Source organism: Streptomyces sp. NPDC048473, from assembly GCF_043200155.1.
Classification (GTDB): domain Bacteria; phylum Actinomycetota; class Actinomycetes; order Streptomycetales; family Streptomycetaceae; genus Streptomyces.
In genome coordinates this window covers 48,333-72,255 of the sequence record NZ_JBICXE010000015.1, presented here as the reverse complement: position 1 = coordinate 72,255, position 23,923 = coordinate 48,333, and the positions used below count along the sequence as shown (strand labels likewise).

28 protein-coding genes are annotated in these 23,923 nt (G+C 70.4%); 10 read left to right on the top strand and 18 right to left on the bottom strand.

The window, feature by feature from the left end:
• Positions 1 to 174 precede the first annotated feature (174 nt).
• The 4 genes from ACGFU7_RS23735 to ACGFU7_RS23720 form a co-directional block, all read right to left on the bottom strand.
• A complete protein-coding gene (locus ACGFU7_RS23735) occupies positions 175 to 948 on the bottom strand; it encodes a TetR/AcrR family transcriptional regulator (RefSeq protein WP_393698015.1) in 774 nt (257 codons plus the stop codon).
• Between the two features lie 284 nt (positions 949 to 1,232).
• Positions 1,233 to 2,483 (bottom strand): GNAT family N-acetyltransferase, encoded by a 1,251-nt coding sequence (locus ACGFU7_RS23730; RefSeq protein WP_393698014.1) that lies wholly within the window; start codon positions 2,481 to 2,483, stop codon positions 1,233 to 1,235.
• 75 nt (positions 2,484 to 2,558) lie between these two features.
• Positions 2,559 to 3,542, bottom strand: coding sequence for an asparaginase (locus ACGFU7_RS23725; protein ID WP_393698012.1), 984 nt, complete (start codon positions 3,540 to 3,542; stop codon positions 2,559 to 2,561).
• 47 nt (positions 3,543 to 3,589) lie between these two features.
• On the bottom strand, positions 3,590 to 4,204 hold the full coding sequence (locus tag ACGFU7_RS23720; RefSeq protein WP_393698011.1) for an ABC transporter substrate-binding protein: 615 nt from the start codon (positions 4,202 to 4,204) through the stop codon (positions 3,590 to 3,592).
• Positions 4,205 to 4,335: 131 nt separating this feature from the next.
• Here ACGFU7_RS23720 and dtd point away from each other — a divergent pair, with 131 nt between their 5' ends.
• Entirely contained in the window at positions 4,336 to 4,785 is a 450-nt protein-coding gene (dtd, locus tag ACGFU7_RS23715; protein ID WP_393698009.1) for a D-aminoacyl-tRNA deacylase, read from the top strand.
• A 115-nt stretch (positions 4,786 to 4,900) separates the two neighbouring features.
• Here the strand turns inward: dtd and ACGFU7_RS23710 are convergent, their stop codons facing one another.
• From ACGFU7_RS23710 to ACGFU7_RS23695, 4 genes are all read right to left on the bottom strand, one after another.
• Positions 4,901 to 5,866, bottom strand: a complete 966-nt coding sequence (locus ACGFU7_RS23710; protein ID WP_393698007.1) for a YgfZ/GcvT domain-containing protein — start codon at positions 5,864 to 5,866, stop codon at positions 4,901 to 4,903.
• 220 nt (positions 5,867 to 6,086) lie between these two features.
• Positions 6,087 to 6,557: a Fur family transcriptional regulator gene (locus ACGFU7_RS23705; protein WP_393698006.1), complete on the bottom strand. Its 471-nt coding sequence runs from the start codon at positions 6,555 to 6,557 to the stop codon at positions 6,087 to 6,089.
• Between the two features lie 70 nt (positions 6,558 to 6,627).
• Entirely contained in the window at positions 6,628 to 7,200 is a 573-nt protein-coding gene (locus ACGFU7_RS23700; RefSeq protein ID WP_393698004.1) for an FABP family protein, read from the bottom strand.
• 356 nt (positions 7,201 to 7,556) lie between these two features.
• Positions 7,557 to 7,760, bottom strand: a complete 204-nt coding sequence (locus ACGFU7_RS23695; protein ID WP_393698002.1) for a hypothetical protein — start codon at positions 7,758 to 7,760, stop codon at positions 7,557 to 7,559.
• Positions 7,761 to 7,866: 106 nt separating this feature from the next.
• On the opposite strand from ACGFU7_RS23695, the gene ACGFU7_RS23690 reads away from it, so the two are divergent.
• The gene (locus ACGFU7_RS23690) at positions 7,867 to 8,229 is read left to right on the top strand and encodes a DsrE family protein (RefSeq protein ID WP_329836972.1); all 363 of its coding nucleotides are present in this window, start codon (positions 7,867 to 7,869) and stop codon (positions 8,227 to 8,229) included.
• 19 nt (positions 8,230 to 8,248) lie between these two features.
• Here ACGFU7_RS23690 and ACGFU7_RS23685 read toward each other — a convergent pair whose 3' ends face one another.
• From ACGFU7_RS23685 to ACGFU7_RS23650, 8 genes are all read right to left on the bottom strand, one after another.
• The gene (locus ACGFU7_RS23685) at positions 8,249 to 8,506 is read right to left on the bottom strand and encodes a DUF3099 domain-containing protein (RefSeq protein ID WP_393698000.1); all 258 of its coding nucleotides are present in this window, start codon (positions 8,504 to 8,506) and stop codon (positions 8,249 to 8,251) included.
• 154 nt (positions 8,507 to 8,660) lie between these two features.
• Entirely contained in the window at positions 8,661 to 8,948 is a 288-nt protein-coding gene (locus tag ACGFU7_RS23680; protein ID WP_018490348.1) for a DUF1416 domain-containing protein, read from the bottom strand.
• Positions 8,949 to 8,999: 51 nt separating this feature from the next.
• Positions 9,000 to 9,845, bottom strand: coding sequence for a sulfurtransferase (locus ACGFU7_RS23675; protein WP_393697998.1), 846 nt, complete (start codon positions 9,843 to 9,845; stop codon positions 9,000 to 9,002).
• Between the two features lie 159 nt (positions 9,846 to 10,004).
• The gene (locus ACGFU7_RS23670) at positions 10,005 to 10,112 is read right to left on the bottom strand and encodes a putative leader peptide (protein ID WP_350983699.1); all 108 of its coding nucleotides are present in this window, start codon (positions 10,110 to 10,112) and stop codon (positions 10,005 to 10,007) included.
• Positions 10,113 to 10,324: 212 nt separating this feature from the next.
• The gene (locus ACGFU7_RS23665) at positions 10,325 to 11,014 is read right to left on the bottom strand and encodes a DUF2993 domain-containing protein (protein ID WP_393697996.1); all 690 of its coding nucleotides are present in this window, start codon (positions 11,012 to 11,014) and stop codon (positions 10,325 to 10,327) included.
• Positions 11,015 to 11,147: 133 nt separating this feature from the next.
• On the bottom strand, positions 11,148 to 12,599 hold the full coding sequence (locus ACGFU7_RS23660; protein ID WP_393697995.1) for a hypothetical protein: 1,452 nt from the start codon (positions 12,597 to 12,599) through the stop codon (positions 11,148 to 11,150).
• 10 nt (positions 12,600 to 12,609) lie between these two features.
• Positions 12,610 to 12,864 (bottom strand): MoaD/ThiS family protein, encoded by a 255-nt coding sequence (locus ACGFU7_RS23655; protein WP_393697994.1) that lies wholly within the window; start codon positions 12,862 to 12,864, stop codon positions 12,610 to 12,612.
• A gap of 41 nt (positions 12,865 to 12,905) precedes the next feature.
• Complete coding sequence (locus ACGFU7_RS23650) at positions 12,906 to 13,802, bottom strand: alpha/beta hydrolase (RefSeq protein WP_393697992.1); 897 nt, start codon at positions 13,800 to 13,802, stop codon at positions 12,906 to 12,908.
• Positions 13,803 to 14,116: 314 nt separating this feature from the next.
• Between ACGFU7_RS23650 and ACGFU7_RS23645 the strand changes: the two genes are divergently transcribed.
• The 6 genes from ACGFU7_RS23645 to ACGFU7_RS23620 all read left to right on the top strand — a co-directional run bounded on the left by ACGFU7_RS23645 (position 14,117) and on the right by ACGFU7_RS23620 (position 19,851).
• Positions 14,117 to 14,920 (top strand): response regulator transcription factor, encoded by an 804-nt coding sequence (locus ACGFU7_RS23645; protein ID WP_393697991.1) that lies wholly within the window; start codon positions 14,117 to 14,119, stop codon positions 14,918 to 14,920.
• A gap of 212 nt (positions 14,921 to 15,132) precedes the next feature.
• Positions 15,133 to 16,185 carry a LacI family DNA-binding transcriptional regulator gene (locus ACGFU7_RS23640; RefSeq protein WP_393697989.1) on the top strand — a complete coding sequence of 351 codons (1,053 nt, stop codon included), beginning with the start codon at positions 15,133 to 15,135 and terminating at the stop codon, positions 16,183 to 16,185.
• 150 nt (positions 16,186 to 16,335) lie between these two features.
• Positions 16,336 to 17,472, top strand: a complete 1,137-nt coding sequence (locus ACGFU7_RS23635; protein ID WP_393697987.1) for a S1C family serine protease — start codon at positions 16,336 to 16,338, stop codon at positions 17,470 to 17,472.
• Positions 17,473 to 17,482: 10 nt separating this feature from the next.
• Complete coding sequence (locus tag ACGFU7_RS23630; RefSeq protein ID WP_393697985.1) at positions 17,483 to 17,659, top strand: hypothetical protein; 177 nt, start codon at positions 17,483 to 17,485, stop codon at positions 17,657 to 17,659.
• A 42-nt stretch (positions 17,660 to 17,701) separates the two neighbouring features.
• Positions 17,702 to 18,433 (top strand): response regulator transcription factor, encoded by a 732-nt coding sequence (locus ACGFU7_RS23625; RefSeq protein ID WP_393697983.1) that lies wholly within the window; start codon positions 17,702 to 17,704, stop codon positions 18,431 to 18,433.
• Complete coding sequence (locus ACGFU7_RS23620; RefSeq protein WP_393697982.1) at positions 18,430 to 19,851, top strand: sensor histidine kinase; 1,422 nt, start codon at positions 18,430 to 18,432, stop codon at positions 19,849 to 19,851. Before ACGFU7_RS23625 ends, ACGFU7_RS23620 begins: the two co-directional genes overlap by 4 nt.
• Before the next feature lie 11 nt (positions 19,852 to 19,862).
• Here the strand turns inward: ACGFU7_RS23620 and ACGFU7_RS23615 are convergent, their stop codons facing one another.
• Positions 19,863 to 20,756: a phosphatidylinositol-specific phospholipase C gene (locus ACGFU7_RS23615; protein WP_393697980.1), complete on the bottom strand. Its 894-nt coding sequence runs from the start codon at positions 20,754 to 20,756 to the stop codon at positions 19,863 to 19,865.
• 129 nt (positions 20,757 to 20,885) lie between these two features.
• On the opposite strand from ACGFU7_RS23615, the gene ACGFU7_RS23610 reads away from it, so the two are divergent.
• On the top strand, positions 20,886 to 21,296 hold the full coding sequence (locus ACGFU7_RS23610) for an HIT family protein (RefSeq protein WP_393697979.1): 411 nt from the start codon (positions 20,886 to 20,888) through the stop codon (positions 21,294 to 21,296).
• An 83-nt stretch (positions 21,297 to 21,379) separates the two neighbouring features.
• Here the strand turns inward: ACGFU7_RS23610 and ACGFU7_RS23605 are convergent, their stop codons facing one another.
• Positions 21,380 to 23,221 carry a bifunctional metallophosphatase/5'-nucleotidase gene (locus tag ACGFU7_RS23605; RefSeq protein ID WP_393697977.1) on the bottom strand — a complete coding sequence of 614 codons (1,842 nt, stop codon included), beginning with the start codon at positions 23,219 to 23,221 and terminating at the stop codon, positions 21,380 to 21,382.
• A gap of 197 nt (positions 23,222 to 23,418) precedes the next feature.
• On the opposite strand from ACGFU7_RS23605, the gene ACGFU7_RS23600 reads away from it, so the two are divergent.
• The gene (locus ACGFU7_RS23600) at positions 23,419 to 23,853 is read left to right on the top strand and encodes a PDDEXK nuclease domain-containing protein (RefSeq protein WP_393697976.1); all 435 of its coding nucleotides are present in this window, start codon (positions 23,419 to 23,421) and stop codon (positions 23,851 to 23,853) included.
• Positions 23,854 to 23,923 lie beyond the last annotated feature (70 nt).

Below are 23,923 nucleotides of genomic sequence, written 5' to 3'. Positions count from 1 at the left end.
GGCCGGGCAGGCACTGGCCGAGGCGGCGGCCGGGCGGCTGCGATCGGCCACGTGTACCCGCCGACGCAGGCCGCGCAGGCACATACGGCGATCGAGGCGCGCAGCCCGGTCGGCAAGGTGCTGCTCAGCGCGGAAGCCTGACGCCGGGGCGCGCAGGACCTCGCCCGCGCCCCCTCAAGCCCGCTCCCGCGCCTCCACCAGGGCCTCGACCCCGTCCAGCACCCGTTCGAGCCCGAACCTGAACTCATGGCCGGGCTCGCCCTGCGCCCCCAGAACCCCCGACTCCAGCAGACGGGAGAGCGACGGATGCCGCCCCGGGTCGACGAGCCGGTTCAAGGTGCGGGCGTACCCGTCCATCACCTCCTGCGCCGGGATGCCGCGCGCCTCCACGGCGGCGGCGAGATCACCCGTCAGCAGCGCCTCGTTCCGTACGAACCCGCTGACCAGGAGGATGACGGAGACCTCCTCGCCCGGACTCAGGCCGGCGCCTTCGAGAGCCTGGAGACCCTGCTCCCACCAGGCGACGGAGTTCGGGCTGGCGGGCGGGCCCGAGATCGGGACGCGGAGCATCCACAGATTGCGGTGGAACACCCGACGCTGCGCCCACGCCCACTGCGCGAGCGCCTCCCGCCAGCCGGCGCCGCTCTCCAGTGCGGGCAGCGGGGGCGGCGGACCCATCGCCGCCTCCTGCATCAGGACGTAGAGCTCGCCCTTGGCGGACACATACCGGTACAGCGACATCGTCGAGGCACCCAGATCCTTGGCGACCCGCCCCATCGACACCCCGCCCAGCCCCTCGGACGCCGCCACCGCCACCGCGGCGTCCACAATGCGGGCCAGGCTCAGCCCGGGCTTCGGCCCCTTGACCGGACGCTCCCGCAACCCCCAGGCGGCCTCAATGCTGGCCGGCAGGCCCGTACCGCCCGACGAGCCCTTCTCTTCAGTCACCTGAAACCCCACCTTCCCTGGCACCCATCCTAGTTATGCGTACCACTTACGCAATAACGCGCAGGGACGGGACAGGACTTCAGATCCTCCCTCCAGCACCGCCGGCAGTCTTCGGGAGCCACGCTCGACCAGCCCCTGACGCAACGTTGTTCGTCCTCAGGGGTGCAGCCCATCCTGTGTACGTGATCGGCCAGGTCATGGACGGGATCGCCCCACAGAGAGAGCTGCCGGTCCAGGAAGCCTCGTCCAGGTAGGCCTTCAGCAGCTCATCGGCCCGGTTCGCCTCAGAACACATCCGGGCACCAAGCCCGCCGCGCCTCCCTGAACATCCCCTCCGCCAGCGTCACCGCACCCGGCGCGAGTTCCTCGATGCGGCCCAGGGCCGCCAGTCGGGCCGGGGACTCGTCACCCAGGTAGAGCGTTCCCAACTCCCGTACGTCCAGGGCGAGATCCGCGGCGGCCGTGGTGGGGGTGCAGGTCGCGCCGGACGGGGAGGCGTCGAGGTGGTAGCGGCCGGTGGTCAGACCTGTGGTGTCGTGGATGTCCAGGGTCAGTGCGCCGGGTACCGCGTAGGTGCGGGCCTCCAGGGCGCGTACGACGTCCAGGACGCGTACCCACAGCCAGTCCGCCTGGGTCACGATGCGGGCCGCGCGCGGGTCCGGCAGGAGGAGGGGCAGCAGGTCGTCGGGGGCGCGGTGACCGGTGCGGACCGTGGCGATCCAGTCGATCGAGCAGACGAAATGCCACAGCGCGCGCTCCGCGGCGGGGGTGACGGCGATCTGGCCGAGCACCATGGCCCGGTTCAGCGGCTGCTTGGCGTCGCCCCAGTTGTCGTCGGCGCGGTAGACGATCAGGCCGTCGGGCTCGCCGCCCGCATTGCTGTAGACCGCGTAGAAGGGCTCCGTCCAGGTCCCGGGGCCGGGCAGGTTCTCGCCGGTGTTCAGTTCCCACCAGCGGGCGTCGCGGCTGACCACGCCGTGCTGCCGGGCCCGCAGCCGGTCATGGAGGGCCGGGCCCAGTTTGCGTACGTCCGCGCCGCTCACCAGGTCGATCCGGCCGCCGTCCTGCGAGGAGGGGCCCGACCAGCGCGGGTCGAGGCCCGTCCTCGGTACGTCGATCTCCCACTCGGTGGTCCACGCCGCCGGGCCGAAGCCGTACCGCCCGTAGATCGGGTACTCGGCGGCGATCAGTGTGGCGACCACGTCGCCGCGCTCCTTCGCCGCCGCCAGGTCCGTGGCCATCATCCGGCTGAGCAGCCCGCGACGGCGGTGCGTGGGCGACACCGTGACGTTGGAGACCGCGTCGGCCGGCACCGTGGCGCCGCCGACGACCGTGAGCTCCTGCGCGAACGAACGGAACGTGGCCACGCACCGCCCGCCGTCGAACGCACCCTGCGTACGGGTCAGTTCGGTGTGCGGGAGGCGGGAGGCGACCTCCCTTTCCGTCACCACCGGCGGGCGCAGAAAGCCGGTGTTCAGGGCCTGCAGCCAGCCGGGGAAATCGGATTCGGTGATCGTACGGACATCAGGGCGCATGCACCCCACGCTAGGCAACCGGTTCACGGAATGTCGCGCGGTTTTCCGCCGCCGGAATGCGGGCGCAGAATCCGGTCAGAACGCTGCCCGGATCTCGCCGACCTCACCGCTGCCGCCCGGCAGAGGCGCGCGTCCGATCCGGGCGACCACCGGGGCGTCGATGCCGAGCAGGCGCAGCGACTGTGCCAGCACCGGGCCGAGTGCCCGCGTCGCACCGTCGTCGATCTTGAAGGCCAGTGCCCGGCCGTCCGCCAGCGCCACCGCCTGCACCGCCTCCGCGCCCATCTTGGAGAGCGTGCCCGGCACCTCCCGCATCAGCCAGGTGTCGGGGCGACGCGTTCCGGCGACGTACTCGGGATGGGCCCGCATCGCGTCCCCGACCCGGCGCTCCGCCGTCCCCGGCTCCGCCAGCACGAACGAACGGAAGGCCCGCGCCAGACCCACCAGGCTGATCGCCATCAGCGGCGCCCCGCACCCGTCCGTACCGACCGCCGCGACCGGCTCGCCGGCCGCCTCCTCGACCACCTGGTGCACCAGGTGCTGGAGCGGGTGCGCCGGGTCGAGGTAGGACGCCCGGTCCCAGCCGTTCAGCGCGCACACCGCGAGCATCGCCGCGTGCTTGCCGGAGCAGTTCATGGTGACCCGGTCCCGCACGTGGCCCGCGGCGAGATACGCCTCCGCCTCCGCCGGGTCCAGCGGCAGATCGGGCGGGGTCTGCAGATCGCCGGGCGTCAGTCCGTGCTCGGCGAGCATCGTGCGTACGAGTTCGAGGTGGAAGCCCTCGCCCGAGTGGCTCGCGGCGGCCAGTGCCAGCCGCTCCCCGGACAGATCGAGCCCGGCCCGCAGCACGGCCGCAGCCTGCATCGGCTTGTTGGAGGAGCGCGGGAAGACCGGTGCCGCCGGGTCGCCCAGGACCCGCTCCACGCTGCCGTCGGCGGCCAGGACGACCAGCGAGCCCCGGTGCCGGCCCTCCACGAAACCGGACCGTACGACCTCGGCCAGGACGGGGTGGGCGGGGGATATGGCGGAGGGGGCAGCGGGGGCGGCGCTGGAGGTCATGGTGGCCTTCCGGGGGACGGACGGACCCGCCCCCCGGAAGGGTCGCTTCAGGCGAGCAGGTCGTCTACTTGTGCTTCCCCTTCACGGTACCTGCGGGCAATCTCCGCACTGCAATCGTCAGCAGTGCGTTGCAGCTGGTGACGGCGCCGGGAGACCTGCTGTTCGTAGCGGACCAGGCGCCCCATCGCGGCGTGCAGCTCTTCGTCCGTACGGGCGTCGAGGTCGGAGAGTTCGACCTCGGCGAGCGTCTCCGCCGCCAGCCGGCGGTACTCGTCGCTGCGCGGTGTGGTGAGCGTGACATGTCTGGCGGAGGAGCGGTGCTGGGACGGGGTGTCGGCGAGGATCTCCGAGAGCCGGTCCACCACCGGCGACTCGGGGTCCCGTCGCCGGGCCAGCTCGGCCCGCAGGATGTCGATCCGCCCCTGGACCAGCCGCCGCACATAGCTGAGGTCGGCCTCGTCGCGCTGCGAGTCGCGGCGCAATGTGCGCAGCTCCGGCAGTCGCAGGCCGTCCAGCTCGGGCTGCGGTCCTGCGGACGGCCCGTCCACGGGACTGTGACCGGTTCGCTGCACGGGTGGGCGCATGGTGCTGGTGCTGGTACTGGTACCGGTGCACGTGCCCGGCACGGCGCCGGGGGACTGCCCGGTTCCATAGGTACTCATGCCTGTGTCCATCCCCTCGACCGGTGCGTCGGCACACCGCCTTCCGAGCATGGTGCCACTCCCATGGGGCCTGTGTGGATGCTCTGTACCCGTTCAGCCCAAGATGGGTTGGCCAAGATAGGTTGGTCCGTATGCGTGCAGTGGTGCAGAGGGTGGACGGTGCGAGCGTCACGGTGGCCGACGGCGCGGGCGCGTCGGGCGGGCCCGAGGTGGTCGGCGAAATCGTCGGCGAAGGGCTGTGTGTGCTGGTGGGAGTCACCCACGGGGACACCGCGGAGAAGGCGGCACAGCTCGCCCGCAAGCTCTGGTCGGTCCGCATTCTGGAGGGCGAGAAGTCCTGCTCCGACGTGAATGCACCGCTTCTGGTGATTTCGCAGTTCACTCTCTACGGGGACGCCCGGAAGGGGCGCAGGCCCACCTGGAACGCCGCGGCGCCCGGCGAGATCGCCGAACCGCTGGTCGACGAGGTGGTGGCACAGCTGCGGGCGCTGGGGGCGCAGGTGGAGACGGGCCGGTTCGGGGCGGACATGCGTGTCTCGCTCACGAATCACGGCCCGTTCACCGTCATCGTCGAGGTCTGAGCCGGGTCCGGGCCGGGTCCGAGGACCCGAGCCCGACCTGAGTCAGGTCTGAGTCAGGTCTGAGTCAGGTCGAGCAGCCGGTGCAGACGGTCGCGCGTAGAGAATCTGCGCAGAGCTACGGCTCCACGACCGTTTCCTGGGCGGCGGCCGTGTCCCCCGCGAGCAGCTCCGCGTCCACCGCGACGTTCCGCTTGACCAGGGCCAGTGCGATCGGCCCCAGCTCGTGGTGGCGGGCGGACGTCGTGATGAAGCCCAGCTGCCGGCCCTCGGCGCCGTCCGCGGCGAGCCGCACCGGTGTGCCGTGTCCGGGCAGGAGCACCTCGCTGCCGTCGAGGTGCAGGAAGACCAGCCGCCGCGGCGGCTTGCCCAGGTTCTGCACCCGGGCCACGGTCTCCTGACCGCGGTAGCAGCCCTTCTGGAGGTGGACGGCGGTGCCGATCCAGCCCAGCTCGTGCGGGATGGTGCGGTGGTCGGTCTCGAAGCCGAGGCGCGGGCGGTGTGCCTCGACGCGCAGCGCCTCGTACGCCAGGATGCCGGCCACGGGTCCGTGCCCGGCCGCGTACTTCTCCAGGTCGGCGCGGGGCAGGAACAGATCGCGGCCGTACGCCGTCTCCCGTACCGTCACGCCGTCCGGGACCTCCGCGATGGAGCCGGCCGGCAGATGCACCACGGCGAAGTCCTCGGTCCGGTCGGCGACTTCGACCCGGTAGAAGAACTTCATGGACTCCAGATAGGCGATGAGGTCGCCCTGCGTGCCCGGTTCGGCATGCATCCACACGGTCTCGCCGTCGTCGACGAGATAGAGGGCGTGCTCGATGTGCCCGTTCGCGGTGAGGATCAGGGCCTCGGTGGCCTGTCCCGGGGCGAGTTCGCTGACATGTTGGGTGAGCAGGAGATGCAGCCAGGCCAGCCGGTCGCTGCCGGTGACGGTGACGACGGCGCGGTGCGAGAGGTCGACGAGGCCGGAGCCCTCGGCGAGGGCGCGCTGCTCACGGAACAGGTCGCCGTAGTGCGCGGCGACGCCTTCGTCGCGGCCTTCGGCGGGGACGGCGCCGGGCAGGGACAGCAAGGGGCTCTTCATGCGACCAGCGTACGACGCGATTTAAGACCGACCGGCAGTTGGAGGGTGGGAGAAGGAGCGGGGGCCGGCACGCGCAGCTGCAAGGCGGAGGACTGAGACAGATGGGGTCTCCCCTGCTCGAGCGCAGCCGAGAGCTTGGGGAAGGAGCCATGGCGATGGACGACAACGCGTAGATGCGCGTGCCGGCCCCTGCGACGCCGCTCTCCAGCTGCCGGTCGGCCTAAGACTTGGGGTCGGCCGCGTCGGCCGTCCGGGCCGCACCCTTGGACGCTGCCTTCGCCGTGCAGTCGGCACAGCGGCCGAAGATCGCGAAGTGCTTCATGTCCGTCTCGAAACCGAAACTGCCCTGCAGCTTCGCGGTGAACTCGGCGACGACATCGACATCGGCCTCGATGACGTTCGTACAGTCGCGGCAGACCAGATGGATGTGGTGGTGGCGGTCGGCCAGATGGTACGTCGGTGCCCCGTGCCCCAGATGGGCGTGGCTGACCAGCTCCAGCTCCTCCAGGAGCTCCAGCGTCCGGTAGACGGTGGAGATGTTCACGCCGGACGCGGTCCTGCGCACCTCGGAGAGGATGTCGTCGGGTGTCGCGTGTTCCAGCGTGTCGACGGCTTCCAGGACAAGCTGCCGCTGCGGCGTCAGCCGATAGCCGCGCTGCCGGAGATCGGTCTTCCAGTCGGTGCTCACCACAGGCCCAGTGTAGGACCGGGTGAGCACCTGTCCGCAGCTTTGTGCGAGAGGACCCCGTGAACGGGCCGGGTTACTTGAAGAAGGCGATGCCGTCGTCCGGCAGGTCGCCGAGGCCCTTCGCCATCGCCTCGACCTCTTCCGGGGTGACGACCTTCTTCAGATGCGCCGACATGTACGGACGCAGCTCGACCTCGGGGGTGGCCTTCTCGCCGACCCACATCAGGTCGCTCTTCACATAGCCGTACAGACGCTTGCCACCGTTGTACGGGCCGGAGGCCGCGGTCCGGGCCACCGCGTCGGTGACCAGGTCGATCTGCGGCTTCTGGTCGGCCAGCTCGCCGTACCAGATCTCGATGACGCCCTGGTCGCGGACCATGACGACCTCGACCTTGCGGTGCTTGTCGATGCGCCAGAAGCCGGACTCGGACTCCAGCGGCCTGACCTTCTCGCCCTCGGAGTCGAGCACCCAGGTGTGCGAGACGTACTCCAGGAAGTCCCGGCCGTCGTGGCTGAAGGAGACTTCCTGGCCGAAGTTGCACTGGTCGGCGCCGGGGAAGTCGGAGACACCCGCGCCTGTCCAGTTGCCGAGGAGGAAGGCCAGCGGGACGAGGTCCGGGTGGAGGTCGGACGGGATCTCGATCATGAGCGGCTCAGACGATCTGTGAGGTGGGGGTGACTGCGAACGTGACACATCGGGCGTGAGTGTCACGCTGTCGTGACGGGGGTACCCGCGCGGACGGAGGCAAGGGCGGGGAGGGTCAGCGCTGACCCTGGTACAGCTTCTTCACGGTCACGCCGGCGAAGGCGATAACGCCGACGCAGACCAGGACCAGCAGGGCGGAGAAGAATGCCTCAAGCACGGGAACTCCTTGGAACGAGCGGTATGGCAGCAGTACGGGGCCGGGCCCCAGCCTAATGGGTTGGGGTCCGGCCCGCCGGTTCGGGGTTTGCCCGGGGGCTGCCGAGGGGCAGGTCAGCCCAGCAGCTGGTTCTGCAGGATCAGCGTCTGGTGGAACGGAACGCCGGCGCGGACTCCAGCGCTGGCGCGGACTCGGGCGCGACGGCCGGCCCGGACTCCACCACCGGCCCGGACTCGGCCGCGGGCGCTGCCACCGGCGCGGGTGGCTCGGCGGCGCCGGCCGGCGCCTCTTCCCCGGCGAGCGGCGCGGCCTGCCCGTCAGGAATGGTGTCTTTCGGTTCCAAAAAAGGTCCCCCCACGAGACCTGAGGCGCGAATTCCGTTATCCGCGCACACACCTGACTGCCACCGAAGAGATGAGGTTGCCCGCCCGACGATTACAGTTCGGCATATGCCGAAGAAGCTCGTGATCAAGGTGACTGCCGGTGCCGACTCAGCCGAGCGCTGCTCGCAGGCGTTCACGGTGGCCGCGGTCGCCGTCGCCAGCGGCGTGGAGGTCTCGCTCTGGCTGACCGGGGAATCCTCATGGTTCGCTCTGCCGGGGCGCGCCGCGGAGTTCGAACTGCCGCATGCCGCGCCGCTGCCGGATCTGATCGAGTCGATCCAGGCGGGTGGACAGATCACCCTGTGCACGCAGTGCGCGGCCCGTCGCGACATCACCGAGCAGGACGTCCTGGAGGGCGTACGGATCGCGGGCGCCCAGGTCTTCGTCAGCGAGATCATGGCCGACGACGTCCAGGCCCTCGTCTACTGACGCGCCCGCGCCGTACCCGCTACCGCCGCTTCTTGCCGTCGAGCTCGTCCCACCACTCGTCCGACTTCGGGTCGCCCGACGGATCGTCCCACCAGCGGTCCTCCGGGCCCCGGCGGTTGGCGACCATGGCCGCGATGGGCGGGATGACCATGGCGACAACACACATCGCTATCGCGGCGGGCATCGACCACAGCCTGACAAAGGCCCAGGCCGATACGAAGAGGACGATGCAGCCGCCCATCATGAGGAAATAGCCGCGACGGCGTCGGGCGTACATGACTCAAGCGTAGGCCCGTTCCCGCCCACGCGAACGGCGCGAAGGGCCGTACCCCGCTTCAGAAGGCGTCCAACCCCCGGGGTACGGCCCTCCGGCCGGCAATGCGTCGCGAGCGCTCCGGGCCGGTCCGGCCGGCGGAGTCCCGCGTTCGGAACTAGACGGCGATCGCGACCTCGGAGAGGCCACCGGTCTGCGCCACGACCGTGCGGTCGGCGCTGCCGCCCGGAACGAGGGCGCGCAGCGTCCACGTGCCCTCGGCCGCGTAGAAGCGGAACTGTCCGGTCGCCGAGGTCGGGACCTCCGCGGTGAACTCGCCCGTCGAGTCCAGCAGGCGCACGTAACCGGTGACGGGCTCGCCGTCGCGGGTCACGCTGCCCTGGATGGTGGTCTCACCGGGCTTGATGGTCGAAGCGTCGGGGCCGCCGGCCTTTGCTCCACACATGGTGTTCTGTCCTTCTGGGTCGGGGGTCGTGCCGGTCCGGGTCGTGCGGAGTTACTTGTTGGCGCCGAGCTCGATCGGCACACCCACGAGGGAGCCGTACTCGGTCCACGAACCGTCGTAGTTCTTGACGTTCTCCTGGCCGAGCAGCTCGTGCAGCACGAACCAGGTGAGCGCGGAGCGCTCGCCGATACGGCAGTACGCGATGGTGTCCTTCGCCAGGTCGACCTGCTCGTCCTCGTAGAGGGCCTTGAGCTCGTCGTCCGACTTGAAGGTGCCGTCGTCGTTGGCGTTCTTCGACCACGGGATGTTGCGGGCGCTCGGCACGTGGCCGGGGCGCTGGGACTGCTCCTGCGGGAGGTGCGCCGGGGCGAGCAGCTTGCCGCTGAACTCGTCGGGCGAACGCACGTCGACCAGGTTCTGGCTGCCGATCGCCTTCACGACGTCGTCGCGGTAGGCGCGGATCGACTCGTCCTGCGCCTTGGCCTTGTACTCGGTGGCCGGGCGGGACGGGATCTGGTCGCCGTCGACCAGGTCGCGGGAGTCGAGCTCCCACTTCTTGCGGCCGCCGTCGAGCAGGCGGACGTCCTGGTGACCGTAGAGCTTGAAGTACCAGAACGCGTAGGACGCGAACCAGTTGTTGTTGCCGCCGTACAGGACGACCGTGGTGTCGTTGCCGATGCCCTTCTCGGACAGCAGCTTCTCGAAGCCGGCCTGGTCGATGAAGTCACGGCGGACCGGGTCCTGGAGGTCCTTGGTCCAGTCGATCCGGATCGCGTTCTTGATGTGGTTCTTCTCGTACGCCGAGGTGTCCTCGTCGACCTCGACGAGAGCGATCTTCGGGTCGTCGATGTGGGCCTCGACCCAGTCGGCGTCTACCAGGACGTCACTGCGGCTCATTCTGTTCTCCTCCGGGGCAGTCTGCGGCGAGATGGTGCGAGACGGTGCGTGATGCGGATGTGCGGCGGCGCAGGATGCGGCGCACGTGCACAGGCGAGCGGGATGGGCCCCGACATCGGTCGAAGGGCCGGGGGAGTGCGGGGTGCCGAAGGCTCCCGCTCAGACAGTGCGACAGAGCATGGCGGCGACGCGGCACAGGTCCACTGCCCGCCGCTTCGTGAGATCCGCCCGTCCCCGCTGTGGGAGACCGCCAATAGAGCACTGCATGGGACCGATCGTAGGGAGGTACGGGCGGGCATGTCACCGCCGTGTCGTATCCTGAGACACGATCGTCCGTGATGTGAGACACGAGTGGCGTTACGGTGCCCTCGCGCCGGTCCCCCGCCGTCGGCGCCCGTCGGTCATCTGCGGATCGGACGCGTCCGTCTCAATATGTGGCGCACCGGGTGGTTGAAGCACCTACCCCGGCTCGGCGGGACTTATCCGGCGAGCCGTACGTCCGTGCCCACGACCGAGATCTCCAGGCCGTCGGCGGTCGGCTGGATCTTCTGCAGCTTCAGACCGCTGGGCAGACCGCCGACCTCCCGCTCGAAGTCGGTCTTCTTGCGCACCAGACCCTCCAGTCCGGGGATGCCCTCACCCGGCACCTTGTCCGCGTGCACCTTGAGGGTGTGCCCGTCGACCAGGGTGACGGTGGACAGGACACTGCGCGAGAGCGGGTTGCCGAGTACGTCGACCGTGCCGGTCACCTTCACCTTGCCGTCGCCGCCGTACTCGACGACGACGCCGTCGCTGGCGGCCCTGGTCAGGTCCTCGTACGAGATGACGGCGGTGCCGGTGGCCCGGGCTGCGGTGGCGCTGGAGTAGCCGTCGGCCAGCTTCACCTCGTGCAGCGCGGCGTTCATCCGGCTGATCCGGAGCCGGCGGCCGTTGGCGTCGGTCTCGATGCCGGTGATCTTGACGTCGACCTCGTCGAGCTGTGACCCGGCGACCTGCGTCAGGAAGGGAAATCCCTTGATGGAGACGTCCGTCGAGCCGATCGTGGCGCCGGTGACCTGGACCCGCCCCTCGACCTCGGACTCGGCGAAGTACACCGCCACCCGGTCGACGGCGACGAAGATCCCGCCCAGAACCACCACTATGACCAGCAGTATTCGCAGTGCACGCATGCCCGCTCTTCCCCCACCCTGCATCCGGCCGGACCCCTGGCGCCCGTGCGTCCACTCCGGATGCACAGCACGCCCGAGGTGATCGACGAGCGGGAACCCCCCTTCGGTTCCCGGGGGGCGATACCGGTCCGCGCTACGAGATCGCGCGGCCGATCAGATAGACGGCGGGGGCCGCGGCGGTGAGCGGCAGTGCCACACCGGCCGTCATGTGGACGAACCGTGACGGGTAGTCGTAGCTCGCCACCCGCAGCCCGATCAGTGCGCAACCGCCTGCCGCGAGGCCGAGCAGCGCACCCTTCGTACCGAAGTCGGTGAACGCCCCCGCCGCCGCACCGGCGCCCGCGGCGGCGAGCAGCGCCACCACGACCGAGACAGGTCCGGGCAGCGGCAGCGCGCGGACGAGCACGGCGACCGCGACGGCCACCCCGCCCACCGTCACCGCGTCCGGGACCGCCGCGAGGTGTCCGGCGGCCAGGACGGAGAGGGCTGCCGACGCGACAGTGGCCATCAGCCCTTGCATCCGCTCGTCGGCGCTCGCGTGGCTGCGCAGCTGGAGGACCACGGTGAGCAGCACCCAGATGCCGAGGGTGCCGAGGATGGCGGCCGGTCCGTTCTCGCGGCCCGCGGCGAGCAGCGCGATGTCGGCGACGAAGCCACCGGCGAACGCGAGCGCGATGCCCTGCCGGGCCGGCCACATGCCGTTGAGCCGGAACCAGCCGGCCGCGGTCACGGCCTGGAGCAGCACCAGCGGTACGGCCAGGGCGTACGGCCCGATCGCGGCACCGAGGGCGAGCAGCAGCCCGAGTCCCGCGGTGATCCCGGCGGGCTGCATGCCCGGCGCGATGATCGGCGAGCGGCCCTCGGCGCGGGCGCGCTGGGCGTCGGTGATGCGGCTGTTGCCCAGGGTGGTGGGTGCGCTGTACCCGGTGGCGTCGTGCGCGGATGCGGTGGCGCCCGGAGCCGCGTCGGCGGGTACGGCCGCCCGGGCCGGCTCTGCGGCGACGGGCGCGGCCGGGGCCTCGGGAGGCAGCGGGTAGGAGCCGGAGGCGCCCTGCGGCTGCGGATGGGGCGGCAGATAAGCGGTCTCGGCGGCGGCCGGGACGGGCTGCTGCACGGGCTGGGCAGGCTGGATGGTCGGCTGGTACTGGGTGTCCCAGGTCTGGCCCTCCCAGGTCTGTGCGACACCGGGATCCTGCGGGCCGTGTGCCGCAGGTGCGGCGGGCCCCTGCGTGTGTCCTTCGGCCGGCCACACGGGCCCGGGGTTCGCCTGGGGCGTCCGGGGGGCCTGGTTCGGGTCGTACGGGCCGTGCGCCTGCTGCTGGGCTCCGTACGGGGCCTGCTGCCCGTACGACTGCGCGCCGTAGGACTCGCCCCCGTACGACTGCTGACCGTAGGACTGCTCTCCGTACGACTGCGCGCCGTAGGGCTGGTCGCCGTACGCCTGCTCCCCGTACGGCTGCGAGGGCTGCTGCTGTCCGTACGGCTGCGCGGGCTGCGGCTCCTGGCCGTTCAGCGGGTCGCACCCGGGGCCGTACCCGTAGCCCGGGTCCTGTCCGTACGGATGCTGCTGATCGTTGCTGCTCATGTTCTGCGGTTCACCCTCCTGCGAACGGCGGGAGCACCTCGACCGTGCCGCCCTCGGCAAGGCGTACGGTCTCATGACTCCGGGTTCCCACGGGGTCACCATCGATGAGGAACGAGCACCTTTGCAGCACTCGGGTGAGCTCACCGGGGTGCCGTTGGCGCACCGCGTCGAGCGCCTCGGCGAGGGTCGCAGCTGTGTACGGCTCCTCCGCGGTCCCGGCGGCGGCCTTGGCGGCGGCCCAGTAGCGGATCGTTCCCGCAGGCATGGCGGCGCTCCTCTCGTCTCGCATCAGCTGTCCATCATGAATCACGACGCCACCGACCAGTCGCCGATGCGGGTGAGCAAGCTCTCGTCCGCGGCGTTCTCGGCATGACCCATGCCGCGCTCCAGCCACAGCTCGCCGCCGTCGCCCGCCGCGTCCGCCAGCATCCGGGGATGGTCCAGCGGGAAGTACGGGTCCTGGTCGCCGTGCACGATCAGCAGCGGGGCCGGGGCGATCAGCCCGGCCGCCTCGACCGGCGGGAGCGGCACCGGATTCCAGTCGTTGCGATCGATCCGGGTGCGGAATCCGTAGCGCCCGACCAGCCGGCCGGCGGGCCGGGTGACCAGCCAGTGCAGTCGGCGCATCGGAGCCGTGCCCCGGTAGTACCAGCGGGCGGGGGCGCTCACGGCCACCACCGCATCCGCGTGCGCCCCTGTGTGCGCCTCGATGCGCCCCACGCGCTCTGCAACGCCACCGGCTTCCGCGCCGGCCGTTGATCGTCCCGTATACAGCGCCCCGTGCCGCAGCACCACGGAACCGCCCATCGAAAACCCGACGGTCACGACCCGACGGTGTCCGAGCGCCCGCGCCCACTCCACCGCAGCCGCCAGATCCAGCACCTCGCGGTCCCCCACCGTCGACCGCCCGCCGGACCCGCCGTGCCCCCGGAAGGAGAACGTGATCACGGCCGCACGCTGGGCGAACACCCTGGCAGCACGCCGCACCGCGGGCCGGTCCACCGATCCGGTGAATCCGTGCGCGACCACGATCGCAGTACCGTCGAAGGATGTTTCCGCAGCGGCCCCGGCATCTGCCGTACACGGCTCGTACACCGCCTCGATACGGACCCCGTCATCGGTCCGCAATGTGGTGCGCAGGGGACCGGGCGTGATCAAGGGAACAGAAGAACTCGGAAATCGCCCCTCGGACACTGAACTCATGTGGGCTATTCTGCTGGGAAGAGGATCCGGGCAAAGCAGCCCCCGGGTCCTTTTGTGCTTTCCAGGCGTTGTTACGACGACGTTTCCACAAGCTCAGCGGTCCCAGGGCGCGGGATCGCACCCGTAAAACCCGTATGACAGATGTCGTACGGCAAACAGTGCGAAAGCCAGCACGAAACGTACGAAGAAGTGCCGCATACTCCCCCGGGCCCAAGCCCGGGAGTGCCCCTCTCGCAGGGAACGAGGAGGACCGACGTAATGGGCGAGCGAACCGTGCACGATCATCGACCGACGACCCAGGCAGGTGGGCGGCGATGAGTTCACTGCTGCTCCTGACGAATGCCCTTCAACCGTCGACGGAGGTGCTTCCGGCCCTCGGTCTCCTGCTGCACAGCGTGCGGGTGGCACCGGCCGAAGGCCCTGCACTCGTCGACACCCCCGGTGCCGACGTCATCCTGATCGACGGCCGCCGCGATCTGCCGCAGGTGCGGTCGCTGTGCCAGCTGCTGCGGTCCACCGGACCGGGCTGTCCGCTGATCCTCGTCGTGACAGAGGGCGGTCTCGCGGCCGTCACCGCCGACTGGGGCATCGACGACGTACTGCTGGACACGGCGGGACCGGCCGAGGTCGAGGCCCGGCTGCGGCTGGCCACCGGCCGGCAGCAGATCAGCTCCGACGACTCCCCCATGGAGATCCGCAACGGCGATCTGTCGGTCGACGAGGCGACGTACAGCGCGAAGCTGAAGGGCCGGGTCCTGGACCTGACCTTCAAGGAGTTCGAACTGCTCAAATATCTGGCGCAGCACCCGGGCCGGGTCTTCACCCGCGCCCAGCTGCTCCAGGAGGTCTGGGGTTACGACTACTTCGGCGGTACGCGGACGGTCGACGTCCATGTGCGGCGGCTGCGCGCCAAGCTCGGCCCCGAACACGAGTCGCTGATCGGTACGGTCCGCAACGTCGGCTACCGCTTCGTCGCACCGGAGAAGGTGGAGCGTGCCGCCGAGGAGGCCAAGGCGCAGGCCTCGGCGAAGGCGGCCGCCGAACCCGTAACCCGTTCGGAGCAGGGGGCCGTGGCCGAGGTCAGGGAAGAAGCCCCGGTCCGGCCTGCCAACCGGTAGCAGTGACAGGTGGATCAGGCCGGATCAGGGAGCGGGGTCTGGTGCGTGCAGCTGCACGGCGGAGGATCGAGGCAACGCGAGGGGCCCCTGGCCCTTGAGGCCTTGGAGGAGTTGGTGAGTGACGACAACGCCGCAGATGTGCGTGCCGGGCTCCGCGAGCCCGGCCCGGTCCACCTGTCACCCGCTTGGTCCATCCGCGTAGACTGCCGCGCGTGGCCAAGGTGACGCGGGACGATGTGGCGAGACTGGCGGGTACGTCGACCGCGGTCGTCAGCTACGTCATCAACAACGGACCCAGGCCGGTCGCCCCGGCCACGCGCGAGCGGGTACTCGCCGCGATCAAGGAGCTGGGCTACCGGCCCGACCGGGTTGCCCAGGCGATGGCCTCGCGGCGGACCGACCTCATAGGGATGATCGTGCCGGACGCCCGGCAGCCGTTCTTCGCGGAGATGGCGCACGCGGTCGAACAGGCCGCCGCCGAGCGCGGAAAAATGGTGCTCGTCGGCAACTCCGACTACCGCGACGAGCGTGAGGTCCACTATCTGCGGGCCTTCCTCGGCATGCGGGTCTCCGGGCTGATCCTGGTCAGCCAGGGCCCCAGCGAGCGGGCGGCGGCCGAGGTGGAGGCATGGGACGCGCGGGTCGTGCTGCTGCACGAGCGGCCCGAGGCGATCGACGACGTCGCGGTCGTCACGGACGACATCGGCGGCGCCCAGCTCGCCACCCGGCACCTGCTGGAGCACGGCAACGAGTACGTGGCGTGCCTCGGCGGCATGGAGTCGACCCCCGCGGTCGGCGACCCGGTCGCCGACCATGTCGAGGGCTGGCGGCGCGCGATGCACGAGTCGGGGCGCTCGACGGAGGGCCGGCTCTTCCAGGCCCCGTACAACCGCTACGACGCCTATCAGGTGGCGCTGAAGCTGCTCGCGGGGCCGGACAGGCCGCCGGCGATCTTCTGCTCGACGGACGACCAGGCCATCGGTGTGCTGCGGGCCGCGCGCGAGTTGAGGATCGATGTGCCCGGGGAGCTCGCGGTGGCGGGCTTCGACGACGTGAAGGAAGCCGGTCTGACCGATCCGCCGCTGACGACGGTCTTCTCGGACCGCCCGGCGATGGCACGGGCGGCCGTGGACCTGGTGCTCGACGACTCGTTGCGGGTTTCGGGGTCGCGGCGGGAGCGGCTGAAGCAGTTCCCGTCGGCGCTGGTGGTGCGGCGGTCGTGCGGTTGCGGGGAGCCCACGGCCGGGGTGCGCCAGGCCCCGTGATCCGAGGCGGGCCGTAGCCGCGTACTCCCCGGCGGGCCGTACTCCCTCACCCGGCGGGCTGTACTCCCTTATATCGGGCATACGAGGTTCTGCCGGGCTTCTCAGCGCGTGCTCAGGCTTCTCTCATCTTCGCCGGACACGCTCTTAGGCATGACAGAGAGCCAGCGCCCGAGCGGCGAGTACCCGATGTACCCCTCGTACGGCAACGGTGACGCGTCCTACCCGCCGCCGCCGTCCTACCAGCCCGCGCAGCCGATCGCGACGGGCCCCGGAACCACCGTGTGGCCCGGCCAGGGCGGCGCCGACGGACACGGCGGCGGGGACGGCGGCCACGGCTCCGGCCTCCCGCAGCCCGCCCCCGAGCCGGCCGCGCCCCGGCGCCGGGCCGGGCGGCCGGTCGCCCTGCTGGCGGCTGTGGCGATCGCGGCAGCGGTCGTCGGCGGCGGCACCGCCACCTTCATCAGCCAGCTCACCGGCAACGATGCGAACAGCACGGGCAGCGGCGTCGTCCCCGGCACCACTGTCTCGCAGAGCAGCAAGGGCACCGTCGCCGGTGTCGCCCAGGCCGTCTCGCCGATGATCGTCGAGATCAACGCGACCTCGACCGCGGGCGAGTCCACCGGCTCCGGCGTGGTCATCACGTCCGACGGCGAGGTCGTCACCAACAACCACGTCATCTCCGGCGCCTCGTCGGTCAAGGTGACGCTCAGCACGGGCAGGACGTACACCGCGAAGGTTGTCGGCACCGACGCCGACAAGGACCTCGCGCTCATCAAGCTCCAGGGTGCGAGCGGGCTGAAGACGGCCACGCTGGGCGACTCCTCGGCGGTCGCGGTCGGCGACCAGGTCGTCGCGATCGGCTCGCCGGAGGGCCTCACCGGCACCGTCACCAGCGGCATCGTCTCCGCCCTCGACCGCGATGTCACGGTCGCCAAGGAGGACGGCAGCGGCCAGGACCAGGGACAGGGCCAAGGACAGGGCGGGCAGGGCGGCGGCGAGCAGTGGCCGTTCGAGTTCGGCGGTCAGCAGTTCAACGGCGACACCGGCAACTCGACCACCACGTACAAGGCCATCCAGACCGACGCCTCGCTCAACCCCGGTAACTCCGGTGGCGCGCTCATCAATATGAACGGCGAGATCATCGGTATCAACTCCGCTATGTACTCGGCGAGTTCGTCCGACGGATCCAGCAGCGCCGGCGCGGGCAGCGTGGGCCTCGGCTTCGCGATCCCGGTGAACACACTCAAGGCCGACCTCGACACCCTGCGGGCCGGCAACAGCTCCTGAGGAGACAGCCATGCACCACCCCACACACACGCCCACCGGCCCGGCCGACCTGGCCCTGCCCCTCGCCGTCGTAACGGAACTGGCTGCGCGCGGAACTGCCGAGCCGCCCCGCGCCCCGGAGGTGCGTACCGCCGCAAGCCGCAAGCGCCGGGCCGCGCGACGACGTGCCGCGGCCGTGCGAGGCTGAGAGCAGCCCGAAACGCCCGGAACGAGAAGAGGACAACGAGCGATGAGCCCCGGCGAAGACGATCCGCAGCGCATCCTGATCGTCGACGACGAGCCCGCCGTGCGTGAGGCCCTGCAGCGCAGCCTCGCGTTCGAGGGGTACGGCACCGAGGTCGCCGTCGACGGCCTCGACGCCCTCGCCAGGGCCGAGTCGTACGCCCCCGACCTCATCGTCCTCGACATCCAGATGCCGCGGATGGACGGGCTGACGGCGGCCCGCCGGCTCCGCTCCGCGGGCACCACCACACCCATCCTGATGCTCACCGCCCGCGACACCGTCGGCGACCGGGTCACCGGCCTCGACGCGGGCGCCGACGACTACCTGGTCAAGCCCTTCGAACTGGACGAGCTCTTCGCCCGCATCCGGGCCCTGCTGCGCCGCAGCTCGTACGCGGCCGCGGCGGGTGGCGGCGTCCCCGACGACAATGTGCTGGCCTTCGCCGATCTGCGGATGAACCTGGCCACCCGCGAGGTCACCCGGGGCACGCGCCGGGTCGAGCTGACCCGTACCGAGTTCACCCTGCTGGAAATGTTCCTGGCACACCCGCGCCAGGTGCTGACCCGTGAACAGATCCTCAAGGCGGTGTGGGGCTTCGACTTCGAACCGAGCTCCAACTCCCTGGACGTGTACGTGATGTACCTGCGCCGTAAGACGGAGGCGGACGGCGAACCGCGCCTCGTGCACACGGTGCGGGGGGTCGGTTACGCACTCCGCTCCGGCGGCGGTGACGGATGACCGAGACCCTGCACCGGCTCCGCGCCCTGCCGCTGCGGACCCGGCTCGCGCTGCTGGTGGCGACGGCGGTGGCGGTCGCGGTGGCGGCGGTCGCGGCGGCCTGCTGGATCGTGACGCGGGCGCAGCTGGAGCATCAGCTGGACGCCTCGCTGCGCAGTTCCAAGGTCGACGGAAAGTACCTGACGTCCCTGTACGCCTACTGCCGGGGCACCAACCCGCTGCCACCCCCGTCTTTCACCGGGTACACCGTCCAGCTCGTCGACTCCCAGGGCACGGTGTGCATCTCCCCCAAAGCGGAGGCGCTCTCCGTAAGCCCCGCCGATATCGCGGTGGCCGAAGGGCACCAGCCCTACGCCCTGCACTCGACGAGGACCGACGACGGGAAGAAGGTGCGCGTCTACACCTCGCCGCTGCTGCAGAGTGCCCCTGCTCCCGGTGGGACGACGGGCAACATCGCCGTCTCCCTCGCCCGCCCGATGAGCGAGATCGACGCCCCGCTCTCCACCCTCGCCTGGGTCCTCCTGGCCGTCTCCGGCGTCGGTGTCGTCGGTGCGGGCGCGGCCGGTCTCTGGGTCGCCCGCACCGGTCTGCGCCCCGTCGACGAGCTCACCGAGGCGGTGGAGCATGTCGCCCGCACCGAGGACCTCACCGTACGCATCCCGGTCGAGGGCGAGGACGAGATCGCCCGGCTTTCCCGCTCCTTCAACTCGATGACCGCTTCCCTCGCCAGCTCCCGCGACCGCCAGGCCCAGCTGATCGCGGACGCGGGCCACGAACTGCGAACGCCCCTCACCTCACTCCGTACCAACATCGAACTCCTCGCCCGCAGCGACGACACCGGCCGGGCCATCCCGCCGGACGACCGCAGGGCCCTGATGAAGTCGGTCAAGGCACAGATGACCGAGCTGGCCTCGCTCATCGGCGACCTCCAGGAACTGGCCCGCCCCGACGCGGCGGACCCCGGCCCGCTCCAGGTCGTCGCCCTGCACGACATCGCGGACACGGCCCTGGAACGCGCCCGTCTGCGCGGCCCCGAGCTGACGATCAGGGCGGACCTGACGCCCTGGTACGTACGGGCCGAGCCGGCCGCGCTGGAACGGGCGGTGGTCAACGTCCTGGACAACGCGGTCAAGTTCAGCCCGTCCCGCGGCACGATCGAGGTCGCACTGCGCGACGGCGAACTGACGGTACGGGACCACGGACCCGGCATCCCCGCCGAGGAACTCCCCCACGTCTTCGAACGCTTCTGGCGCTCTCCGTCCGCCCGCCAGCTCCCCGGCTCGGGCCTGGGCCTGTCGATCGTCGCCCGCACGGTCCAGCAGTCGGGCGGCGAGGTCACCCTGCGCCCGGCGGAGGGCGACGGCACCGTGGCGTCGATCAGACTGCCGGGGGCGCCGCAGCCGCCGCCGGGGCTGTGAGCCAGGGGCGCTCAGGCCCCGGGGTTGTGCCGGATCAGCGACTCCACCAGGCCTGACCGGGTGGCGGGGAAGTCCAGCGGGACGATGCCGAGCCCGGTCCAGCCGGCCGCCTCGGATCCGTCCAGGAACGACTGCACCTGCGGGTTGAGGCGGTCCGCGTTCCAGCGCGGCGGCATCAGGGCCGCGGTGCTGACGTAGTTCATGTACAGCTTCCCGGGCTGCTGGGCGGCCTTGCGGAACTGGGCCTCGATCTTGGGGTACTTGGCGAACGGCTCCGCCATGTAGTCGTCCTGGATGTCGAAGAGCGCGGAGTCGGCGTACCGGACGCCGGGCAGCCCGCCGTTGTCGGCGAGCAGCACGACCTTGCCCCGCGCCTCGCCCAGCGAGGGCAGCGCCGAATCGATGCGGAACAGCGGCCGCCACCCCTTGCTGTCGAGGTAGAGGTCGAAGATCCGCCGGAACTCGGCGTCGCTCTCCTCGGAGTACTCCTGCTTGACCCGCATCAGCACGGTCTCGGTGGGCCGCTCGGCCAGGAAGTCCCAACAGGCGCCGAGCACATCGCCGAACATCAGGTTCTGGTACGAGGCCCCGTGGTGGATGGCGAACGAGTCACCGGTGACCCGGCACCGTACGTCGAGGAAGCGCAGCCCGCTGTTCAGCTGCTCGGCGATGGTGGTGTTCTGGCACTCGGTCCAGGGGCCGCCGTAGCGGGCGCCGGAGTCGTGCGATCCGGGGATCGTGAGGCGTTGCAGCGCGGTGGCGTCGGGAATGGCGCCCATCCAGTCCTGGGTGGTGAGGACTTGGCGGGACACGGCGGTGGCGGGCGCCGCACCGACGAGGATGGTGGCGGTGGCGGCGAGGGCGCCGGTGAGGAAGTTCCGGCGGGTAGCGGTGTACGGGCTCATGCGGGAGTGCCTCCGTCTGCCGTGGGGGGTCAGCCCTGGGATTATGACGGGTGCACGTCACTACCGGAACAGGGCGGCAGAACGGGAAAAGGACAGCTTCGGAGGTGGGCCGGTGCGATCATCGGCCGGATGAGAACCTGCGTCTTCTGCCAGATCGTTTCCGGCCGACTGCCCTCCCACCGTGTCCTGGAGGACGATCACACCGTGGCGTTCCTCGACATCGCGCCGGCCTCTCCGGGCCACACCCTGGTCGTCCCGCGCGAGCACGCCCGGGACATCTGGGAGATCTCCGAGGCCACGCACGGGCATGTCGCCCGCATGGTGCACCGAGTCGCCGCTCTGCTGAACACGGCACTCGCCCCCGACGGCGTGAACATAGTCCACTCCACCGGTGCGGCCGCCTCGCAGGAGGTCTTCCACTTCCACGCCCATGTGGTGCCGCGCCGGCACGGCGACGACCTGCACCCGATGTGGAATTCCCGGCCGGCCCCGGGCCAGGAGCTCGAACAGGTCCTGGAGCGGGTCGCCGCGGTTCGGTAGGGGCACTCGCGGGCCGGCGGAAACGCGAGTGGGGCGGTGGGCCCGCCGGCCCACCGCCCCACTCGCTCACCCGCGTACGGGAGTTACTGGATGACCGTGATCCGGTCCGTCGCCGGCGGGGCCAGCGGCGCGGCGGCCGTCGAGTGGGCCGCCAGGTAGGCGTTGAAGAGGTCCAGGTCGGACGCGCCGACCAGCTTGTTGGTGCCCTGGCCGAGCGCCGCGAAGCCGTCGCCGCCGCCTGCCAGGAACTCGTTCATCGCGACGCGGTAGGTCTTCGCCGGGTCGATCGCCGCACCGTTCAGCTCGATGGTGTCGGTGACCACGCGGCCCGCGCCCGTCTTCGTCATGTCCAGGGTGTACGTGAGGCCCTTGGACACCTGAAGGATCTTCGGGCTGGCCTCGTTGGAGCCGCTGACCTGCTGCTGGAGCGCGGTGACCAGCTGGGCGCCGGTCAGGTCGACGACGTTCATCATGTTGGTGAAGGGCTGCACGGTGAACGACTCCCCGTACGTCACGACCCCGTCGCCCTCACTGCCGGTCGTCTTGTACACCAGGTCCGCGCGGATACCGCCCGGGTTCATGAAGGCGACGACCGCCCCGCCCTTGTCCGCCGGGGCCAGGCCCTCCAGCTGGGCGTCCGCGATCAGGTTGCCGAGCGGCTTCTCCGGGGCCGTGGAGCCGCGGCCGTTGATGTCGGCGGTGATGTAGCCCTGCGGCTTGTTCGAGATGGGTGCCGCGAGGGTGTTCCAGCGGGCGATCAGGGCCGTCATGTCGGTGGCCTTGGGCTGGTCCCGGCTGACGATGTGGTTCGCCGACTTCGGGTTCGAAGCACCGGCCGACTTCACCGACGTACGGACGATGTCCTTGGTGCGGCGGTCGTACGTGAGGGTCGTGTCGGTGTAGAGCTTGCCGAACGACGCCGCCGAGGTGACCATGCGCGGGTTGCCCGCCGGGTCCGGGATCGTGCACACGTACGCCTGGTGGGTGTGGCCCGTGACCAGCGCGTCGACCTTCGGAGTGATGCCCTTGGCGATGTCGACGATCGGCCCGGAGATGCCGTCACCGGCGCCGGGGCTGTCGCAGTCGTAGTTGTACGAGCCGGAGGCCGGCACCCCGCCCTCGTGGATCAGCGCGACGATGGACTTGACGCCCTGCCGGTCCAGCTCCTTGGCGTACTTGTTGACCGTCTCGATCTCGTCGTGGAACTTCAGGCCCTTGACGCCGTTGGCCGTGACGATGTTCGGCGTGCCCTCCAGGGTCACCCCGATGAAGCCGATCTTGACGCCGTTCTTCTTCCACACCGTGTACGGCTTGAGGATCGGCTTGCCGGTCTTCTCGCTCGTCACATTGGCGGCGAGGTAGGGGAAGTCGGCGCCCTCGAACTTCTTGTCCTTCTCGTAGCACCCCTCGACCGGGTGGCAGCCGCCGTTCTGGAGGCGGGCCAGCTCGGTGGCGCCCTCGTCGAACTCGTGGTTGCCGACGGCCGTCACATCGAGGTCGATCTTGTTGAGCGCCTCGATGGTCGGCTCGTCGTGGAAGAGACCGGACAGCAGCGGGCTCGCGCCCACCATGTCGCCACCGGCCGCGGTGATCGAGTACGGGTGGCCCTTGCGCGCGGTACGCAGCGAGGACGCGAGGTACTCGACACCACCGGCCGGAATCGCCTTGGTCGTGCCGTCGGCCTGCGTCTCGGTGACCGTGCCCGCCGAGCCGGCCGGCGGCTCCAGGTTCCCGTGCAGGTCGTTGAAGGACAGCAGCTGTACGTCGACGGTACGGGCCGGCTTGTGGTGGCCGTGCCCGTGCCCATGGCCGCGGTCATGGGCGTCTGCCGGCATCGCGGCGACGAGCGCGCCGACGGTGGCCAGCCCGGCCGCGGTGGCGAGCATCCGCCGGGACGCACGGTTCTTCTGCGGTGTCGCTGACATCGGTCCCCTTGTGAGTTCAGCGGGAGGTCTGAGAGTGGTGGCGAGTCTGGAGACTTCGTGCGGCAGCCTAGAGTCAACGCGCGTAGCGCGACAGGTGTTCGGGGTTACGAACTGGTTGCCATGCGGTCGGTATCGGGGCCAACTCCCATACATCACCCGCATGGAGTACATATGCAGGCAGGAACGTCACGGCATGCATGGCTGCCGGAAGCGTGCTCACCGGGCTCGGCTTCGGGTTCGCCTTCGTCGGCCGCCAGTACCCCATCACCGTGGGAACGAAGAAGTTCCGTATCGACCTGCTCTTCCACCACTTCAAACTGCACCGCTTCGTGGTGATCGAGCTGAAGACCACCGAGGCTCACCCCTCACACCTCGGACAGCTCGGCTTCTGTGTCGGTACGGTGGATCGCTTCCTTCGCGACCCGGAGCGTGATGCCCGGACTCTTGGCAATCTCATCGCGGAGAGCCGGGACGAGACGACCGTCGAGTTCGCCCTTCAGCTGCAGAACCAGCCACTCGCGGTCAGCACCTACGCGGCCCTTCCATCGGGGGTACGGGAGCTGATGCCCAGCTCGGACGACCTGTCCCGCATTGCCCGCGAGGCGCTCCACCCCACCCCGGGTAGCGACTGAGCGCGGTCCGAACGCCGCTCGAACAAATGGGGCGACAGCTTGTTGCCCGATTGTCCAGCGGGCCGTTGGA

Coding starts and splice junctions, on each gene's coding strand:
- ACGFU7_RS23645 (WP_393697991.1), top strand. CDS start 14,117: ATGAGTTCACTGCTGCTCCTGACGAATGCCCTTCAACCGTCGACGGAG.
- ACGFU7_RS23670 (WP_350983699.1), bottom strand. CDS start 10,112: ATGCAGTGCTCTATTGGCGGTCTCCCACAGCGGGGACGGGCGGATCTC.
- ACGFU7_RS23685 (WP_393698000.1), bottom strand. CDS start 8,506: ATGTACGCCCGACGCCGTCGCGGCTATTTCCTCATGATGGGCGGCTGC.
- ACGFU7_RS23680 (WP_018490348.1), bottom strand. CDS start 8,948: ATGTGTGGAGCAAAGGCCGGCGGCCCCGACGCTTCGACCATCAAGCCC.
- ACGFU7_RS23690 (WP_329836972.1), top strand. CDS start 7,867: ATGCCGAAGAAGCTCGTGATCAAGGTGACTGCCGGTGCCGACTCAGCC.
- ACGFU7_RS23635 (WP_393697987.1), top strand. CDS start 16,336: ATGACAGAGAGCCAGCGCCCGAGCGGCGAGTACCCGATGTACCCCTCG.
- ACGFU7_RS23600 (WP_393697976.1), top strand. CDS start 23,419: ATGGCTGCCGGAAGCGTGCTCACCGGGCTCGGCTTCGGGTTCGCCTTC.
- ACGFU7_RS23610 (WP_393697979.1), top strand. CDS start 20,886: ATGAGAACCTGCGTCTTCTGCCAGATCGTTTCCGGCCGACTGCCCTCC.
- ACGFU7_RS23720 (WP_393698011.1), bottom strand. CDS start 4,204: ATGAGTACCTATGGAACCGGGCAGTCCCCCGGCGCCGTGCCGGGCACG.
- ACGFU7_RS23725 (WP_393698012.1), bottom strand. CDS start 3,542: ATGACCTCCAGCGCCGCCCCCGCTGCCCCCTCCGCCATATCCCCCGCC.
- ACGFU7_RS23730 (WP_393698014.1), bottom strand. CDS start 2,483: ATGCGCCCTGATGTCCGTACGATCACCGAATCCGATTTCCCCGGCTGG.
- ACGFU7_RS23660 (WP_393697995.1), bottom strand. CDS start 12,599: ATGAGCAGCAACGATCAGCAGCATCCGTACGGACAGGACCCGGGCTAC.
- ACGFU7_RS23605 (WP_393697977.1), bottom strand. CDS start 23,221: ATGTCAGCGACACCGCAGAAGAACCGTGCGTCCCGGCGGATGCTCGCC.
- ACGFU7_RS23630 (WP_393697985.1), top strand. CDS start 17,483: ATGCACCACCCCACACACACGCCCACCGGCCCGGCCGACCTGGCCCTG.
- ACGFU7_RS23620 (WP_393697982.1), top strand. CDS start 18,430: ATGACCGAGACCCTGCACCGGCTCCGCGCCCTGCCGCTGCGGACCCGG.
- ACGFU7_RS23655 (WP_393697994.1), bottom strand. CDS start 12,864: ATGCCTGCGGGAACGATCCGCTACTGGGCCGCCGCCAAGGCCGCCGCC.
- ACGFU7_RS23625 (WP_393697983.1), top strand. CDS start 17,702: ATGAGCCCCGGCGAAGACGATCCGCAGCGCATCCTGATCGTCGACGAC.
- ACGFU7_RS23675 (WP_393697998.1), bottom strand. CDS start 9,845: ATGAGCCGCAGTGACGTCCTGGTAGACGCCGACTGGGTCGAGGCCCAC.
- ACGFU7_RS23650 (WP_393697992.1), bottom strand. CDS start 13,802: ATGAGTTCAGTGTCCGAGGGGCGATTTCCGAGTTCTTCTGTTCCCTTG.
- ACGFU7_RS23710 (WP_393698007.1), bottom strand. CDS start 5,866: ATGAAGAGCCCCTTGCTGTCCCTGCCCGGCGCCGTCCCCGCCGAAGGC.
- ACGFU7_RS23700 (WP_393698004.1), bottom strand. CDS start 7,200: ATGATCGAGATCCCGTCCGACCTCCACCCGGACCTCGTCCCGCTGGCC.
- ACGFU7_RS23665 (WP_393697996.1), bottom strand. CDS start 11,014: ATGCGTGCACTGCGAATACTGCTGGTCATAGTGGTGGTTCTGGGCGGG.
- dtd (WP_393698009.1), top strand. CDS start 4,336: ATGCGTGCAGTGGTGCAGAGGGTGGACGGTGCGAGCGTCACGGTGGCC.
- ACGFU7_RS23615 (WP_393697980.1), bottom strand. CDS start 20,756: ATGAGCCCGTACACCGCTACCCGCCGGAACTTCCTCACCGGCGCCCTC.